Here is a 16,583-nt window from a genome sequence, read left to right as displayed (position 1 = left end):
TTAGGAGCGGCGCTTGGACACGTAGCCCTGGAGCCCGATAACCGCTGCTCCCCGGCACCAGGTTTCATTCGCTGGCGAGGCCAACTCGATTTTGACCAGTGAGGCTCGTGGGTCGCGGGTTTCCGCTAAGCCCTGGCGCATCCATCGATTGCTCAGCGATGCCAAGGCAACGCCTTCGCCGCCGATAATGATGACTTCCGGAGCCGTGAGGTTGGCGATTGCGCCAATGAGACGCCCAAGTGCCAATCCCGATGCTCGCAAGACAGCGGAAACCGCGGGGTCTTCGGCCTCGGCCAACGAGATCACCTCGCTCCAGCTGACCTCACGGCCCAGAGCTTCTGAAATAGAGCGGGTGATAGCGGGGGTTGTCAGCATTGATTCTGCGCAGCCGCGATGCCCTTGCGAACATAGCGGGCCCAGCGGGTCTAGGGGCCAGTGCCCGACCAAACCGATCCCTGAATCCTGGTTTTCCAGCGGCCGTCCATTTGCCACGCAGCCATAGCCGGTGCCGACGCCCAAGGTCAGGACCGCGAAATTCCGGTGCTGTGCACCCAGATCAAACCAGTGCTGCGCCTGTGTGTAGGCCGTTAGGTCATTTGCGACGAAAACAGGGATTTTGATGTGTTCGCGCAAAAGACCGACAAGATCGACATCTTCCCATTCCAAGAAGGGCGCGGATCTGATGATGCCCTGATCTGTGACTACACCGCCGATGCCCACGCCAATCGCGTCGATGCGGAAAGTCTTTTCGGCCTGGCTTGCCAAGGAGGCAATACCCTCAACAACGTCCTTGGGGGAGTGCGTGGGAAGAGGAAGCTGATCGTACCTTAAGACCTGTGCCTTCAGGTTAATGACCGCAGCGGTGAGGCAGTCGTCGGCAACTTTGATTCCCAGGAAATGATGGCTATCGGGAACGACGGCTAGGGGGATCGAAGGGCGGCCGGATGTTCCGGTGCGGGTGCTGCGTACTTCGGTCAGGAGTCCCGAGGCGATCAGATCGGTGCTGATGCGGGTGAGCGTCGCGGGTGCCAGTGAAAGACGACGGGCTAATTCGGAGCGGCCGAGTGGTCCGTGAAGGAGGACTTCGAGTGCCACGCTCTGCGCAAGTTCATCCTGAGGCTGCCACCCCATCATGACCGCCTTTCTTTACCAAATTAAATAAATAGCAGAGTAATTAGACTATAGATCACACACTTGACGCAAGTATTTTTATTTGGTGAAATAACCTCCAGTGGCCAATGATGACCGCCTCACGAAAAGACACACAGCGACGAAGCAGAGAAGTCTAACGAAGGTGAGGGCTGGTGCAATGAAAGGATTAAATCCCATGTTCGAACTTCTTCCAGTGTCCGCGGCCTTTGAGGTCAAAGACGATGTACGCATCGACATTGTCGCCGATTCACCCCTTCCTCCCGCCGCCACCTTGCGTCTGACCTACATGGGAGTCGTTATTGCCGAGGCCGAGCCCCCGCTGGGTGAATCAGTGTCCTTTGGCACTTTGGAAGAGGGTGGATACGGCGTTCTGCTGTGTGATGGGGACGAGGTCCTTGCCTCCACCGCTCTTCAGGTTCTTGGCGATACTCGTCAGCGTCTTCGCTACGGTTTCGTTGCCAGCTATGCCCCTGATAAGGATGTCGAGGTCGTAGCCCGTTTGGCGCGCAAGCTGCACCTCAACGGCATTCAGTTCTACGACTGGGCCTACCGCCACGCGGATCTTGTAGGTGGGGGAGAGAACTATCTTGATCCTCTTGACCAACCGATTTCACTGGAAACAGTTCGTCGCCTCATCCGTGCGCTGGCGCAGGCTGGATCTCGCTCATTCGGATACGCCGCTGTCTATGGCGTCGGAAATGAAGACTGGGACCAGTGGAAAGACGCTGCACTCATGCAATGCGATGGGACCCCCTATGAGCTGGGTGGTTTCCTTCAGATTGTCGACCCGGCCGCTAGGGCGTGGCTTGCGCACTTCATCAGTGACCTTCAAAAGTGCGTTGAGCAGGTGGGGTTCCAGGGATTCCACCTAGATCAATACGGATACCCAAAGTATGCAACTCGCGCCGACGGAGAACTTATCGACTTGTCGCAGAGCTTTACGCGCATGATCAACGCTGCGCGCGATGGTCTCTCAGACACTGTCCTTGTTTTCAACAATGTCAATGACTTCCCAACTTGGGCCACTGCTGGTACTCCCCAAGATGCTGTGTACATCGAACCCTGGGCTCCCATCACAACGCTGGGTGCGCTCGCGGGTGTTGCCTCTCGAGCCAGAAGCGTTGCGCAAGGAAAGCCCGTGGTTCTTGCGGCGTACCAAAGCGTCTACTCCAAGGCCTCGGCAGAGGAATCAGAGCAGGCAAACAAACTCACCATGGCGACGCTCTTCTCTCACGGAGCAACCCAGCTTTTGGCGGGAGAAGGAGGAAACGTCCTCGTCGACCCCTACTACGTCAATAACCACCAGGCCGCTGACAGCACCTTGGAGATGCTCAAGCGCTGGTACGACTTCCTCGTTGAGCACGATGAGATCCTGATGGATCCATGCATTGCGGAAGTAACTGATTCATTTGCTGGCCCATTGAATGAGGACGTCGAGGTTGCCTACGACAACCTGTGCGTGACGGAAGATCCTGCGGAAGGGGCAGTGTGGAGGCGAGTAACGACGACCCGCCACGGATTGGTTGTTCACCTCATCAACCTTGTCGGGCAAAAGGACACCCTGTGGGATGGACCTAAGCGTTCAGGGATTCTTGTCGAAGGTGGACGACTGACATTGCGCTGCTGCGCGGGGCGTACTCCCCGCGTATTTGTGGCGGACCCAGATGGTAGTGGACACCTAGAAGAACTTCGTGTTCACTGTGAGGGAGCGCAGGCAAAGGTGGATCTTCCGCCGCTACAAGTTTGGCAGGTTCTTCGTGTTATTCTCTGAGGCTTCACTTCCCAAAACCAATGCCCTAAGCGAGCTTTCAGCTGATGAGTGGTGGAAGAGTGCGGTTGTCTATCAGATCTATCCGCGCTCATTCCAAGACTCCAATGGTGATGGTTTTGGGGACCTTCAGGGGATCCGCTCTCGACTGGGATATCTGAAAGAGCTGGGTGTTGATGTCCTGTGGCTTTCGCCGATCTATCGATCGCCACAGGCTGATAACGGTTACGACATCAGTGACTACCAGGATATTGATCCGGTTTTCGGAACCATGAAGGATTTCGACCAGCTCATTGCCGATGTTCATGCCTTGGGTATGAAGCTGGTTATGGACTTGGTCGTTAACCACACCTCGGATGAACACCCGTGGTTCGTTGAATCACGTTCATCACTGGATAATCCCAAGCGTGATTGGTACTACTGGCGAGATCCGCGGCCAGGTTTTGAAGGCGGAACTCCCGGAGCGGAACCAACGAATTGGGAGTCTTTCTTTTCCGGTCCGGTGTGGAAGTATGACCCGGCAACTGGGCAGTACTACCTGCATCTATTTGCGGAGCAGCAACCTGACCTGAACTGGGAGAACCCAGAAGTTCGTCAGGCCGTCTACGAAATGATGCGCTGGTGGCTTGACCGCGGCGTCGACGGCTTCCGTATGGATGTTATTAACCTGATCTCAAAGGTTCCGGGATTGCCTGATGGAACTCCTGCGCCCGGTCGAGCTCTGGCCGATGGAAGCGCCTTCTATATGGAAGGCCCGCGCCTGCATGAATTCCTTCAAGAAATGCATCGCGAGGTTTTCGATGGTCGCGGCGCTCTTTTTACCGTCGGGGAGACTCCCGGCGTCCTTTTAGAAAACGCGCACCTGTATTCCGACCCCGCGCGGCGTGAAGTCAATATGATCTTCCAATTTGAGCACGTGATTTTGGGGCTTCCCGAAGGGAAGTTTGGCCGCCGCACCTTGGAAGAGGGAGATCTTGCCGATTGCCTGACGCGCTGGCAAGAAGGCCTTGCCGAGAAGGGTTGGAACAGCCTGTACCTGTGCAACCATGACCAGCCCAGGACTGTGAGCCGTTTCGGAGATGAAAAGTACTGGTATGACAGTGCAACCGCGCTGGCAACCGCGCTTCACCTGCTTCGCGGGACTCCCTACGTGTATCAGGGTGAAGAACTTGGCATGTCGAATACTGTTTTCGAAGGAATTGAGGACTTCGAAGACATTGAATCGACGAATTACTATCGCCTGGCCGTGGAAGGCGGGGAAGATCCTCAGGCTGTTCTTTCCGGTCTGCGTGCCATGGGGCGTGATAATGCGCGAACCCCCGTCCAGTGGGATGGTTCTACGCATGCTGGTTTCACTACGGGTACGCCGTGGATTGCGCTCAATCCGAATTACCCGGTGATTAATGCCTCCGAGCAGGTGGGTGATTCGACCTCGGTCTTTGCCTACTTCAAGGCGCTGATCGAATTGCGTCACCGCTTGGCTGTAGTTGCCAACGGAAGTTTTGAGCGCATCGATGCGAGAAGCCGTGAAATCTTCGCATATCGCCGACTTCTAGGTGAACGCGAGCTGATAGTTATTTCAAATCTTTCCTCGCATGATGCCCGGCCTGCACTTCCTTCAGACATTTCCGAGGCCGCGCCGGAGTTTGTCCCAGTTCTGACCAATGCAAATGTTTGGGAAGAGATGGATGCGCCCCTTGCTCCGTGGAGGGTGCGAGTCTTTCTTCGATAAACATCGTGTCAACTGGTGAGACCATTCACCTTTGAATTCCTTGGGAAATCGCGGTTTTCCTGAGTATTGATGAATACGTATTCGCCTATTTAACGCTCTGACCTGCACTGATATTTATTAGTGCAGGTCAGATCATATTCTCTGCGCATTTTTGGTGTGCTCTCAACGATTTCTCGATACGAAAATGAACCGTTTTAAGAGCCTATCCTCCTGATTCTTTACACAGTTTCGGCACTGAATGCCTTCAGGTGATTTCTATACCGTGACGCCGAAGCTCGAAGGAGCTGTTTTCGCTGAAATTCCATAGAACTACAGAGTGAGGAACATGAGAATGCGGACTGGAACCGCAAAGAGAATCGGTGCACTTCTGACCGCCGGTGTACTTGCAGGGACGGCCACCGTTCTTGGCGCCGAGTATCAGGCAGAAGCTGCCCCTCGAGTGACGAAAGTGAGCGTTGATCGAGCGCGTTATGCACCGGGTCAATCCGTGACAGTTACCGCGCAGACCCAGGGAGATGGGGAAGTGAACTTCTCTCTCAAGCACTTGGGGAAGGAAGTTGACCACTTCAGTACCCAGGCCTCGGCAGATGGAAAGACAACCTGGACGTTCACTCCGCCACAGACAGACTTCACGGGGTACCTCGTCGAAGTTGATACACAAGATTCTCAAGCGAACACAGCCATCGATGTTTCCAGCACCTGGACCCGCTACCCGCGCTTCGGCTACCTGGGTAACTACTCGGCCGATCTGAGTGGAAAGACCGACGAGGTCATCAACCAGCTGGCTCAGGACTATCACATCAATTCACTGCAGTACTACGACTGGATGTGGCGCCACGAAGACCCCGTGCGCTATGAGAATAACCAGGTTGCTGATCAGTGGAGCGACTGGAAAAAGTGGAACTTCTCCTCAGATGTCATCAAGCAGTTCATTACCTCCGGGGATAAAGCTGGCGTTGCCTCGCTTCCGTACTCGATGAGCTACGCAGCCCTTGAGGGATATCAGGATCACGGTGTCAGTAGCGATTGGGCTATCTCGATTCGTGGAGAGGGTAATACCCGCGTTCCGTGGACAAGTGTCATGATTCCCGGCCAGCAGGACACGACCCTGCACATGATGAACCCGCAGAATGTTCAGTGGCGTCAGCACATGATCGATCAGTACAAGAGGCAGATCGCCTTGGGCTTTGAGGGGACGCATATCGACCAGCTGGGTAATCCTCAGGGGGCGTGGGATGTCAACGGAAATTCCGTTGATCTTGAGGCCGGGTTCGCAAGCTTGGTGAACGAAACATCTGAGCAGACCCGTCAGCCCGTTGGCTTGAATGCCGTCGATAGCTTTGGATCGACGCAGCTTGCTCAGTCCAAAGCCGACTACCTCTACACAGAACTGTGGGGAGGCCAGGCCTCGAATGGAAACCTGGCAGACTACCTTGAGCGCCAACGCAAGGAATCCAATGGGAAGAGCGCGGTTGTTGCTGCTTACATGAACTCCGATTCCGTGACGGGCGACCGATACGAGGCGGAAGACGCAGCTCACGCGGGACTGCCGACGGCCTCGTATCACGGCGGATACCAGGGGCGTGGTTTCGTCGAGCAGCCCCAGTGGCGCGGTAATGCCATCAGTTTCCGCGTCAATGTGACTGAAAGTCGAAACTATGGTCTGGTCTTGCGCTGGGCGAATGCGACCGGTGATATGGCTGTGCGCAGCGTCTATGTTGACGGTCAGAAGATTGGCGTCATGTACATGGGATCCAGTGAGACCAACTTGCCCAACGAAGATATCTGGAGCCGCTGGAGTACCGGTGAGGCGCGAAGTGCATGGTTGGACAAGGGAACCCACACCATTACCTACCAGCTTGATCAAGGTGACCACGGTGATATCAACATTGACTCGCTGACCGTGTCTTCCTTCGATACGCCTTCGGTTCAGCTGGCCGATGCGATCTTTGCGGCTAATGGTGCACACCATCTGGAGCTTGGGCAAGACAACAATATGCTCAATGGCCCCTTCTTCCCTGACCGTATTAAGTTCATGAGCTACGACCTTCAAGAGTGGCTGCGCAACTATTACAACGTGGTCACCGCCTATGAGAACGTCCTCTATGGTCCCGATTTGCACCGCGTCAGTCGAGGGGTTTCAATTCAGGGGCACAATGTCAGCTCGAACGGAAGCCCGCGAAGCATCTGGGCTAATGCGATGACCAATGGGGATACCCAGATCCTTCACCTGATTAACCTCGAGAAGGACACCGATGACAAGTGGCGTGATCCTACGGCAGTGCCCGAAACTTTGGTGAATTTGCCGGTTTCCTACACGATTGGTGAGGGTGAGGTTCCCGCGCACCTCTATGCCGTCAGCCCTGAAATTGATGGTGGTCGCGCACGTGAAATTCCATTTACCGTCAAGGCCAATGATCAAGGCCAATTAACGGTGAACTTCACGGCAGATGTTTTGTCGGTTTGGGATTTCTTCTATACCCAAAAGGAGGATCCGAAGCCGCACGCTGAGAATCGCGATGCGAATACTTCACTGCCGAACATTGATCAGGCAAAGGATGCAAGTGACGTGCCCGTGGCGGGACCCCAGCAGGGTTCGCTGGTCAATGGCAATGGAAAGTGCATGGATTTGTGGGATGCCGCAAGCCTGAATGGTCGCCGCGTTCAGTTGTGGGATTGCACCCGTACAAGCGGCGCAGATGGACAGTCAGAGCCTATTGAGGCGCAGAGGGTCACCTTTGATCAGGGCAAACTCAGCATTGAAGGAAAGTGTCTGGACGTCTATCAGCAGCGCAATGCGAACGGAACTCCGGTTCACCTGTGGGATTGTGTCCCGGCACCGACCCAGCAATGGAAGCACCTGCCCGATGGACAATTCCAGAATGTTCAGACTGGGAAATGTCTGGCAGTTCGCGAGGACTCTTCGGAGAATGGGACTGTCCTTCATATCTGGGATTGTCACCCAGGGCAGACTGAAAAATGGAGCTTTGGGCGCTAGTCGCTCATAGTTTCACGATCAGGTTGTGGCCCCATCTTCTAGGAGGGAGAGATGGGGCCACAGCCCTATTATCAGGTAGTTTTTAGGTTAACCGAAGGTTATCTTAGGGTTTGGAACCAATGCGTGCAGAGTCACAGTGCTGGACTTTGCGTGGGATGCGCTGTGCGCGGTAACCTATTGACAATTTGGCCTAGATCCAATCCTGTTCATCACGCCATTACCCAGTCTGCAAATGCATGAAAACCGGGTGTGCCTAGGTGACAGAGGTGACGGACCAAACAAGACAGATAACGAACGACGCGCTACGAAACCTCAGAACCTGGAAGGATAACCGATGAGCACAATCGCACCTGAACGACACAAAGAAGAAGTCATTCGACACGATGATGACTTCTCATTTGAAGCAGTTCCATCAAAGAACCGACGGTCATTTTGGGCCGTCGGTTTTGTTATGCTCGGCTTCACTTTCTTCTCGGCCTCGATGAGCGTCGGTGCCAAGCTCGGAAACGGCCTGAACTACACCCAATACGTGTGGGCAGTCATCGTCGGTGGCGCAATCCTTGCGGTGTACACGGGTGCGCTGGGCTACATCGGTGCAAAGACCGGTCTGAGCTTCGACCTCATGTCCCGCCGCACCTTCGGCCGCATCGGTTCCTTCCTGCCCTCAGCGCTGATCTCCTTCACTCAGATGGGGTGGTTTGGCGTGGGCGTCGCGATGTTCGCAATCCCCACCGCTGAGACCCTGCACATCAACGCGTGGCCCGTCGTCATCATCGCGGGCGGCCTGATGACCGCCTCGGCCTACTTCGGAATCAAGGCCATTGAGATCGTCTCCTTCGTCTCAGTACCTCTGATCGCAATCCTCGGAAGCTACTCCATGATCAGTGCGGTGAACGCAGGCGGCGGTATTGCCGCAGTCTTCGGCCAAAACCAAGGCATGACCACCGTTGCAGCCATCGGCCTCGTGATCGGAAGCTTCGTCTCCGGCGGTAGCGCAACCCCCAACTTCACTCGCTTCGCAAAGTCCGCAACCTCGGCAGTAATCACCACTGTGATCGCATTCTTCATCGGTAACACCCTGATGTTCACCTTCGGAGCGGTTGGTGGAGCCTTCACCGGTAAGGACGACATCTTCTACGTAATGATCGCTCAGGGCCTGCTGATTCCTGCGCTGATCGTCTTGGGCGCAAACATCTGGACAACAAACAACAACGCCCTGTACACCACCGGCCTGGGCTACGCGAACATCACCGGAATCAACAAGAAGCCTCTGGTTTTGGTCGCAGGCATCATCGGAACCCTTGGAGCCCTGTGGCTCTACGACAACTTTGTCGGCTGGCTCAGCTTGCTCAATGCCACCCTGCCCCCCATCGGTGCAGTTCTGGTTGCCGATTACTTCGCACGTCGCCGCAGCTACATGGATCTGGGATCAGATGACCCCGAGGTCAAATGGGCACCGATCGTCGCACTGATCGCAGGTGCACTGACCGGCTGGCTGACCCCCGGCTTCGGAATCGTCTCGATCAACGCCATGGTCGTCGCGATCCTTGTCTACTTCGTCGGAAGCGCAATCGAGAAGGGAATCCGTCGATGAGCGCGCAAACTCAGGGAAACAACACGCCTCACAACCAGGCCTCGGCAATGGGAGAAAAGGGCGCCAATCTTCTCATCAAGGGCGTCCGCATTGAAGATGGCCCCGCCGGAGTCGACATCCGCATTACGGACGGAAAGTTCGCCGAAATCGGCGCGGGTCTGGCGCCTCGTGAAGGAGAAGAGGTTCGCGACTACACGGGCAAGCTGGTTCTGCCTCCCTATATCGAGTCGCACGTGCACCTGGACACTGCGCTCACCTCGGGGCAACCGCGCTACAACGAAAGCGGCACCCTCTTTGAGGGCATTGAGGTGTGGAGTGAGCGCAAGCAGACCCTGACCTACGAGGACGTCAAGGATCGCGCCGGCCGGGCACTTCGCCAGCAGGCGCAGTTTGGTATTCAATACGTGCGCTCGCACGTCGACGTTACTGACCCGGACCTGACAGCCTTGCGTGCCCTCATTGACCTGCGTGAGGAACTCAAGGACTCCATGACCCTGCAGTTGGTCGCCTTCCCGCAGGAAGGCATCGAGTCCTTCCCCAACGGTCGCGACCTCATGCGTCGCGCGGCCGAAATGGGCGTGGATGCAATCGGTGCTATCCCGCACTTTGAGTTCACCCGCGAGTACTCCGTGTCTTCACTGAACTTTGCAGTCGAGCTCGCCCAGGAATACGGACTGCTCATGGACGTGCACTGCGACGAAATCGACGACGAGGCCTCGCGCGGGCTGGAAACCCTGGCCACGCGCGCGCTCGAGGCTGGGATTGGCCCGCGAGTCACCGCCTCGCACACGACCGCGATGCACTCGTATAACAACGCCTACTTCCTGCGTCTGGTGCGCCTGCTCAAGATGAGCGGCATCAACTTCGTGTCGAATCCGCTGGTCAATACGCACCTGCAGGGGCGCGTCGATACCTACCCGAAGCGCCGAGGCGTCACCCGAGTGAAGGAACTAACCGAGGCAGGAATCAACGTCTCCTTCGGTCAGGATGATATTGAGGATCCGTGGAATCCCATGGGCACCGGAAACTTGCGAGATGTCGTACTCAACGGTCTGTACGTCACCCAGATGATGGCGCGCAGTGAGATCACCGGGTCCTACAACTTCATCACTCACAATGCAGCGCGCACGCTTAATCTCTCCGATTACGGCATCGAGGTTGGAAACACGGCGAACTTCATTGTGCTGGACGCCGAGGATTGGTTCCACGCACTGAGCTTCGGTGCCCCCGTGCTTGCGAACTTCCGCGCTGGTCGGGTTTTGACCGAGTCCGAGGCCGTGGTGCGTAAGGTGAATTTCTGAGGTCTGCATAAAAGTCCCGGGGTCAGGTGTGAACTGCGCCCCGAAACTTGGACGCGTTTAATGGTAGCCGTTATGCGGCTTCCCGTAGGGCCTGATCCCGGTATTCTGCCGGGTCAGGCCCTTGAGCTTTACGTGGCTCTTGTTGTGTTCCAGTGTGTGATGTAGGTGGCGAGGTAGGCCTTACCGAAGGAGAGCTTGAACTCGGTGACATCGGTACCCAATTTCTGCCAGGGGCCATCGGCCTTGAAGTTGCGACCGATGATGTTCTTGAAGCTTTGCCCCACCGTGCCCTTGTAGGAGTTATACCTGTGGTAGGCCCTCTTGCGGAGTATGCCGCAGCGCAGCCCCATCTCACGCATCATTTTCAAGACCGTCTTATCGGCGAGGGCATCCCACCTGGCCAGCTCGGACACATCTTCGAACGCTTCTACCGGGAGTGCCGCCCGCAGTCGGGACAACGGCGGGGCCGGTATCGGTCTGACCATCTCCAAGGCATTGATCGAGGCCCACGGCGGCACTCTCACCGCCACCTCCCCCGGACCCGGTCGCGGAGCGGTGTTTGCCCTCCGCCTCCCGCTGTCCCCTCCCGACAGTGAGGAGGCTGCTCGGCGACCACGCCCTGCCCCGCGTGAGGGCCGTGCCCTCCACCCCTTGAGCATATACCCCCGGGGGGTATATGCTGGAGAGCAACATCGCCGCATCCCACCGACCCGTAGGAGCTTTCCCATGATCACCTCCCCGCCCCGCCTCTTGCCGATGGCCTCCCACGGTTGCAGCTGTTGCGGACCTGCCTCACATGCCGACACCGCCTCCATCCCTGCCGCCAGCGACTCGTCAGCAGGAGGGTCCTCCTCTAGCTACCAGGTCACCGGCCTGACCTGCGGGCACTGCGCGAAAAGCGTGACCCAGGCCCTTCAGGCCCTCCCCCAGGTCGACGACGTCCAGGTTGATCTCGCTGCTGGTGGTGTTTCCACCGTCACGGTCACCGGTGTCGTACCTCCGGAGATGGTTCGCCGGGCTATCGAGGCGACCGGCTACACCGTCTTATCCTGATCGATTTACCCATCATCTCGACCCCGACCGGGTTGAGCGAAAGGAACGTCATGAACACTCCCCACCATTCCGGCGATCACCATGGTGATCACACCGCTCCGGAAACAGACCACACCCACCACCCGGATCATGCCAGCCACGAACACCACGCAGACGCCGACACCCACGGCCGGGCAATGCACCACGGTCACCCGCACTCCGTCCTGGACGAAGACCACCAGGTTCATGGTCACGGCGAACACGCCGGGCACAGCACCGCAATGTTTCGGGAACGCTTCTGGTGGTCACTGATTCTGTCCATTCCCGTCGTTATTTTCAGCCCCATGGTCGCCCACCTGCTCGGCTACCCCCTCCCGGCATTCCCCGGATCCACCTGGGTTCCCCCGGTACTGGACACGATCATCTTCGTCTACGGCGGAACGCCTTTCCTCAAGGGCGGATGGAAGGAAGTGAAATCCCGCCAACCCGGGATGATGCTCCTGATTGCCATGGCCATCACCGTGGCGTTTGTCGCCTCCTGGGTCACCACTCTGGGGCTGGGCGGTTTTGACCTGGACTTCTGGTGGGAGCTGGCCCTGCTGGTGACCATCATGCTGCTGGGCCACTGGCTGGAGATGCGCGCTCTCGGGGGTGCGTCCTCCGCGCTTGACGCGCTGGCTGCCCTGCTGCCGGATGAGGCCGAGAAAGTCATCGATGGGACCACCCGCACCGTGGACATCTCCGAGCTGGTCGTCGGCGACGTCGTGCTGGTGAGGGCCGGTGCCCGGGTGCCGGCCGACGGAACCATCATCGAGGGAGCCGCCGAATTCGATGAGGGGATGATCACCGGCGAATCCCGTCCCGTCTTCCGCGACACCGGTGACAAGGTGGTCGCTGGTACCGTGGCCACCGACAACACCGTCCGCGTCCGGGTGGAGGCTACCGGCGGGGACACCGCCCTGGCCGGAATCCAACGCATGGTTGCTGACGCACAGGAGTCCTCCTCCCGGGCTCAGGCCCTGGCAGATCGGGCGGCGGCGCTGTTGTTCTGGTTCGCGCTGATCTCTGCTCTGATCACCGCGGTGGTGTGGACCATCATCGGCAGCCCGAACGATGCCGTGGTGCGCACGGTCACGGTGCTGGTCATCGCCTGCCCGCACGCCTTGGGCCTGGCGATTCCGCTGGTCATTGCGATCTCCACCGAGCGGGCCGCGAAATCCGGGGTGCTCATCAAGGACCGGATGGCGCTCGAGCGGATGCGCACCATCGACGTGGTGCTCTTCGATAAAACCGGCACCCTGACCGAGGGCGCGCACGCGGTCACCGGTGTCGCGGCAACTGTCGGCGTCACCGAGGGCGAGCTGCTGGCCCTGGCCGCCGCCGCGGAGGCCGACAGCGAGCACCCCGTGGCCCGCGCCATCGTGGCGGCCGCGGCCGCCCATCCCGAGGCCTCTCGTCGGCAAATCCGTGCAACTGGTTTCAGCGCCGCCTCCGGCCGGGGGGTCCGGGCCACTGTCGATGGCGCTGAGATCCTCGTGGGCGGGCCGAACATGCTGCGCGAGTTCAACCTCACCACCCCGGCCGAGCTCACCGACACCACCAGCGCCTGGACCGGGCGTGGGGCCGGTGTGCTCCATATTGTCCGCGACGGTCAGATTATCGGTGCGGTGGCCGTCGAGGACAAGATCCGCCCCGAATCCCGCGCCGCTGTGAAAGCCCTGCAGGACCGCGGGGTGAAGGTCGCGATGATCACCGGTGACGCGCAGCAGGTGGCCCATGCGGTTGGCCAGGACCTGGGGATTGATGAGGTCTTCGCCGAGGTCCTGCCCCAGGACAAGGACACCAAGGTCACCCAGTTACAGGAGCGTGGCCTGAGCGTGGCCATGGTCGGCGACGGTGTCAACGACGCCCCGGCCCTGGCCCGCGCCGAGGTCGGCATCGCCATCGGGGCCGGCACGGATGTGGCGATGGAATCCGCCGGAGTGGTCCTGGCCAGTGACGATCCCCGGGCAATATTGTCGATGATTGAGCTCTCGCAGGCCAGCTACCGCAAGATGATCCAGAACCTCATCTGGGCGTCCGGTTACAACATCTTGTCCGTGCCCCTGGCCGCCGGCGTGCTCGCCTCTAGCGGCTTTCTGCTTCCCCCGGCTGCTGCTGCGGTGTTGATGTCGCTGTCGACGATTGTGGTGGCGCTTAACGCTCAGCTGCTGCGCCGGATTGATCTGGACCCGGCCCACCTGGCTCCCACCAGTCCGAAGGAGGAACACACCACGCCTACTCCGGCATCCACCACCGTCCACTGATCCACCACCTCGGCCACCAGCACTGCGACGACTACCGCTGAGACGACCGAGACCACGATGGTGACGACTGAGGCGGACGGGGAGATCTCCGCCGATTACAACGACGCGGACATCATGTTTGCCCAGATGATGATCCCCCCATCACCAGCAGGCCGTGGAGATGAGTGAGATGCTCCTGGCCAAGGAGGGTATCCCCGCCTAGGTCGTGGTGCGCACGGTGAATTTCTGAGGTCTACATAAAAGTCCCGGGGTCAGGTGTGGCCCCGGGATTTTTGTATGAGTGGAGAGGCTAGAACTTACCTCTGGTGGATGCTGATTCATTGAGAGTAAGCGGTTCTGCGTGGCCCCTGACCTGGTCGATGGTCAAGGTTGCTTGCACCCGAGTTGAGTAGGTGACTTCGCTTTCCTCAATGCATGCCCCGTTGTGGTCGTAGGTAGAGCCCGTGAGGTGAAGAAGACAACGGGTACCCGCTGGTTCGCCAAGGATCGTGCGGGTTTCTTGGTCGATGCTTTGGGCACGCAGTGAGACAACAGAGAACTTTGGAGAGCTCTTATAGATGTCACGTAGAACGTGATAGATGGACAGATCTGTGAAATCGACATCTTGGATACCAGGCAGCAGATCGATTGGAATGAACGACAGATCAAGGCTAACGGGGAATATCCCCGTGTTGCTTTCGATCAAGCGAAGTCGCTTGAGTCGTAGGAATGGGCGATTTTGCCGGGTGACTACGCCGTGCTCAATGACACGAGCACGTGCCTGGTCACTGCTTCCCTGAAGGCGGTCTGTCAGTGAACCGAAACCCCACAGAATTCTCTTGTCATCCTGCGCAGTAACAAAAGTCCCCTTGCCTTGATATGAGCGTAAGTGACCTTCGTGGGTGAGGACCTGCAAAGCGCGGCGTACGGTGCCGCGCGTGACGGAGAAGCGCTCGCAGAGAATACTTTCGGACGGAAGTCTGGAACCGGGTGGAAGATCGCCATCCAGAATCTGACGCCGGATCGCCTGAGCGATCTGCTCGTATACCGGAGGAGAAATACTGGTCACCTGTTGCTCCTTTGCACATTGCTGACAGGCGCCCATGTTAGGTGACTCACACTCTAAAGGTCAATAGACGTTCTCCGCATCTCCGTACAGATTGTTGCGAGATCGATGGAAATGACAAAAATCCCGGGGAATAGGTATGCCCTATTCCCCGGGAGAAAGTGTGAATCGAAGTGAGACTCAGTTGCTGCCTTCAACGACCTCAAGCGGGATCGTGTATTCGGTGCCGCTGGCATCGGTGACCTTCAGAGTGGTTTCACCGGGCTTCTTGGGGTGGACGCGGAGGTTCTTTGAGCCCTTGACCTGCTCGGCGACCTCGGTGTCAGCGACCTCAACCTTGGCCTTAGACGCATCACCGTTGAGCTTGAACTCAAGGTCACGCTTCTCGGGAAGAGTGACGCCCGTCTGAGTCACCGTTGCGGGATCCTTAGTGATGATCTTTTCGTTGGTTGCTGACTGGGGGCCGCTGGAGCAAGCAGCGAGGCCGGTTGCTGCCATGACAGCAATGCACATTGTTGCAATGAGAGATTTACGCATGAGTCTCAGTCTAGCCATCCTTGAAAAAGCGTCCATCTCAGACTCCACATTTCGGAAGTCTGCACCGAAACTGCGACCAAATTGTGATGAAGCAATGCTGCCAAAGTCCCAGGGTGAGGGCGATTCTTGGTTGACGCAAAAGTAGGATGCACTGGCGAAAAATAGCCGAAAAACGGACAATAAGAGCGACCGTTGTCACCAAAGGAGCAAAAATGCAGGCCGAAGACTACCGCAAGGTCCCCGAAGTTGGAGTGACCAATCCAACGATTGATGTGCTGCGTGCGCACCGCACAATCCGGAAGTTTGAGGACTCTCCGCTGAGCGTGCAGGACCGCGATGCACTGATTGACGTTGCGCGTCGCGCCCCCACATCCCCCTTCCGTCAGCAGTTCTCGATCATTCACGTGACGGATGTAGCCTTGCGCGACCAGCTGGCCGAGGTTGCACAGCAGCCCTACGTGGGCACCTCCAAAGGCGACCTTTTCATGTTCGTTGTTGACCTGTACCGCAATGCGCGTATCCGTGAAGAAGCCGGGCTGGATATCGCTCCCTTGCAGCGGACCAACCTCTTCCTTGCTGCAATGGAAGACGCGGTCCTTGCTGCACACAACATGGAAGTTGCCGCTGAATCGATGGGCTTGGGCACGGTCTACCTCGGTTCTCTTCTGAGAGGACCCCAGCGCACAATCGAGCTCTTGAAGCTTCCGCGCATGACCTTCCCAATTCTGGGCCTCTTGGTTGGCCGCCCGCTTCAAGATCCCCCGTACCGGCCTCGTCTGCCCAAAAACCTTGCTGTTTCCGAGAACACCTACCCGGTGGTCGAAGGTTCCTACCTCGAGGAGCTTGCCGAGTACGACGAAGACGTGCGCGCATACTACGAACTGCGTAAGGCTGGCCTGGGTGCGACCAATGCCTTTACTCAGCAGATTAGCGAGCAGATGGGCCTGCCAAATACCTTCGACACCGCGCCGGTCCTTGAGGTTTTGCGCTCTCAGGGGTTGTGCCTGAACTGATTGAGAATTGCCGAGGCCGGGCGTGCCTTTGGGTCTTTCCCGGCCTCGGCGATTTTTCTTGTATGTCTGGGCGGATATGCCTTTTGAAGGGAAGCTAGAGGAGGA

Annotated in this window: 12 protein-coding genes and 1 pseudogene; 9 read left to right on the top strand and 4 right to left on the bottom strand. The window is 57.8% G+C overall.

Annotated elements, in window-relative coordinates; all coding sequences use genetic code 11:
• Complete coding sequence (locus tag ADG72_RS04340; RefSeq protein WP_048712549.1) at positions 1-1,134, bottom strand: ROK family protein; 1,134 nt, start codon at positions 1,132-1,134, stop codon at positions 1-3.
• A gap of 193 nt (positions 1,135-1,327) precedes the next feature.
• On the opposite strand from ADG72_RS04340, the gene ADG72_RS04335 reads away from it, so the two are divergent.
• The 5 genes from ADG72_RS04335 (at position 1,328) to codA (ending at position 10,545) form a co-directional block, all read left to right on the top strand.
• Positions 1,328-2,923, top strand: a complete 1,596-nt coding sequence (locus ADG72_RS04335) for a glycoside hydrolase family 66 protein (protein WP_048712546.1) — start codon at positions 1,328-1,330, stop codon at positions 2,921-2,923.
• Entirely contained in the window at positions 2,910-4,652 is a 1,743-nt protein-coding gene (locus ADG72_RS04330; protein WP_048712542.1) for a glycoside hydrolase family 13 protein, read from the top strand. Before ADG72_RS04335 ends, ADG72_RS04330 begins: the two co-directional genes overlap by 14 nt.
• Before the next feature lie 325 nt (positions 4,653-4,977).
• Positions 4,978-7,650 (top strand): glycoside hydrolase family 66 protein, encoded by a 2,673-nt coding sequence (locus ADG72_RS04325; RefSeq protein ID WP_065427148.1) that lies wholly within the window; start codon positions 4,978-4,980, stop codon positions 7,648-7,650.
• Between the two features lie 334 nt (positions 7,651-7,984).
• The gene (gene codB / locus ADG72_RS04320) at positions 7,985-9,244 is read left to right on the top strand and encodes a cytosine permease (protein WP_048712536.1); all 1,260 of its coding nucleotides are present in this window, start codon (positions 7,985-7,987) and stop codon (positions 9,242-9,244) included.
• Positions 9,241-10,545 carry a cytosine deaminase gene (gene codA, locus ADG72_RS04315; RefSeq protein WP_204372712.1) on the top strand — a complete coding sequence of 435 codons (1,305 nt, stop codon included), beginning with the start codon at positions 9,241-9,243 and terminating at the stop codon, positions 10,543-10,545. Before codB ends, codA begins: the two co-directional genes overlap by 4 nt.
• 128 nt (positions 10,546-10,673) lie before the next feature.
• Here the strand turns inward: codA and ADG72_RS08805 are convergent, their stop codons facing one another.
• Positions 10,674-10,829 carry a hypothetical protein gene (locus ADG72_RS08805; protein ID WP_239667657.1) on the bottom strand — a complete coding sequence of 52 codons (156 nt, stop codon included), beginning with the start codon at positions 10,827-10,829 and terminating at the stop codon, positions 10,674-10,676.
• A 46-nt stretch (positions 10,830-10,875) separates the two neighbouring features.
• Between ADG72_RS08805 and ADG72_RS08870 the strand changes: the two are divergent.
• From ADG72_RS08870 to ADG72_RS04300, 3 genes and pseudogenes are all read left to right on the top strand, one after another.
• A pseudogene (locus ADG72_RS08870) lies at positions 10,876-11,067 on the top strand (hypothetical protein); the annotation flags it as partial.
• Between the two features lie 204 nt (positions 11,068-11,271).
• Positions 11,272-11,598 carry a heavy-metal-associated domain-containing protein gene (locus ADG72_RS04305; protein ID WP_048712531.1) on the top strand — a complete coding sequence of 109 codons (327 nt, stop codon included), beginning with the start codon at positions 11,272-11,274 and terminating at the stop codon, positions 11,596-11,598.
• Between the two features lie 260 nt (positions 11,599-11,858).
• On the top strand, positions 11,859-13,883 hold the full coding sequence (locus ADG72_RS04300; RefSeq protein WP_048713040.1) for a copper-translocating P-type ATPase: 2,025 nt from the start codon (positions 11,859-11,861) through the stop codon (positions 13,881-13,883).
• 289 nt (positions 13,884-14,172) lie between these two features.
• Here the strand turns inward: ADG72_RS04300 and ADG72_RS04290 are convergent, their stop codons facing one another.
• Together ADG72_RS04290 and ADG72_RS04285 are read right to left on the bottom strand one after the other, a co-directional pair.
• Positions 14,173-14,931 (bottom strand): GntR family transcriptional regulator, encoded by a 759-nt coding sequence (locus ADG72_RS04290; RefSeq protein WP_048712528.1) that lies wholly within the window; start codon positions 14,929-14,931, stop codon positions 14,173-14,175.
• 177 nt (positions 14,932-15,108) lie between these two features.
• A complete protein-coding gene (locus tag ADG72_RS04285; protein WP_019126672.1) occupies positions 15,109-15,465 on the bottom strand; it encodes a pilus assembly protein N-terminal domain-containing protein in 357 nt (118 codons plus the stop codon).
• A gap of 212 nt (positions 15,466-15,677) precedes the next feature.
• On the opposite strand from ADG72_RS04285, the gene ADG72_RS04280 reads away from it, so the two are divergent.
• Positions 15,678-16,478 (top strand): nitroreductase family protein, encoded by an 801-nt coding sequence (locus ADG72_RS04280; RefSeq protein ID WP_048712523.1) that lies wholly within the window; start codon positions 15,678-15,680, stop codon positions 16,476-16,478.
• The last annotated feature ends 105 nt before the right edge of the window (positions 16,479-16,583 follow it).

Origin of the sequence: Trueperella pyogenes, from assembly GCF_001070855.1 — a bacterium.
GTDB classification, from domain to species: Bacteria; Actinomycetota; Actinomycetes; order Actinomycetales; family Actinomycetaceae; genus Pauljensenia; species Pauljensenia pyogenes_A.
Note: the sequence above shows the minus strand (reverse complement) of the source record. Positions and strands in the feature narration are given on the sequence as shown.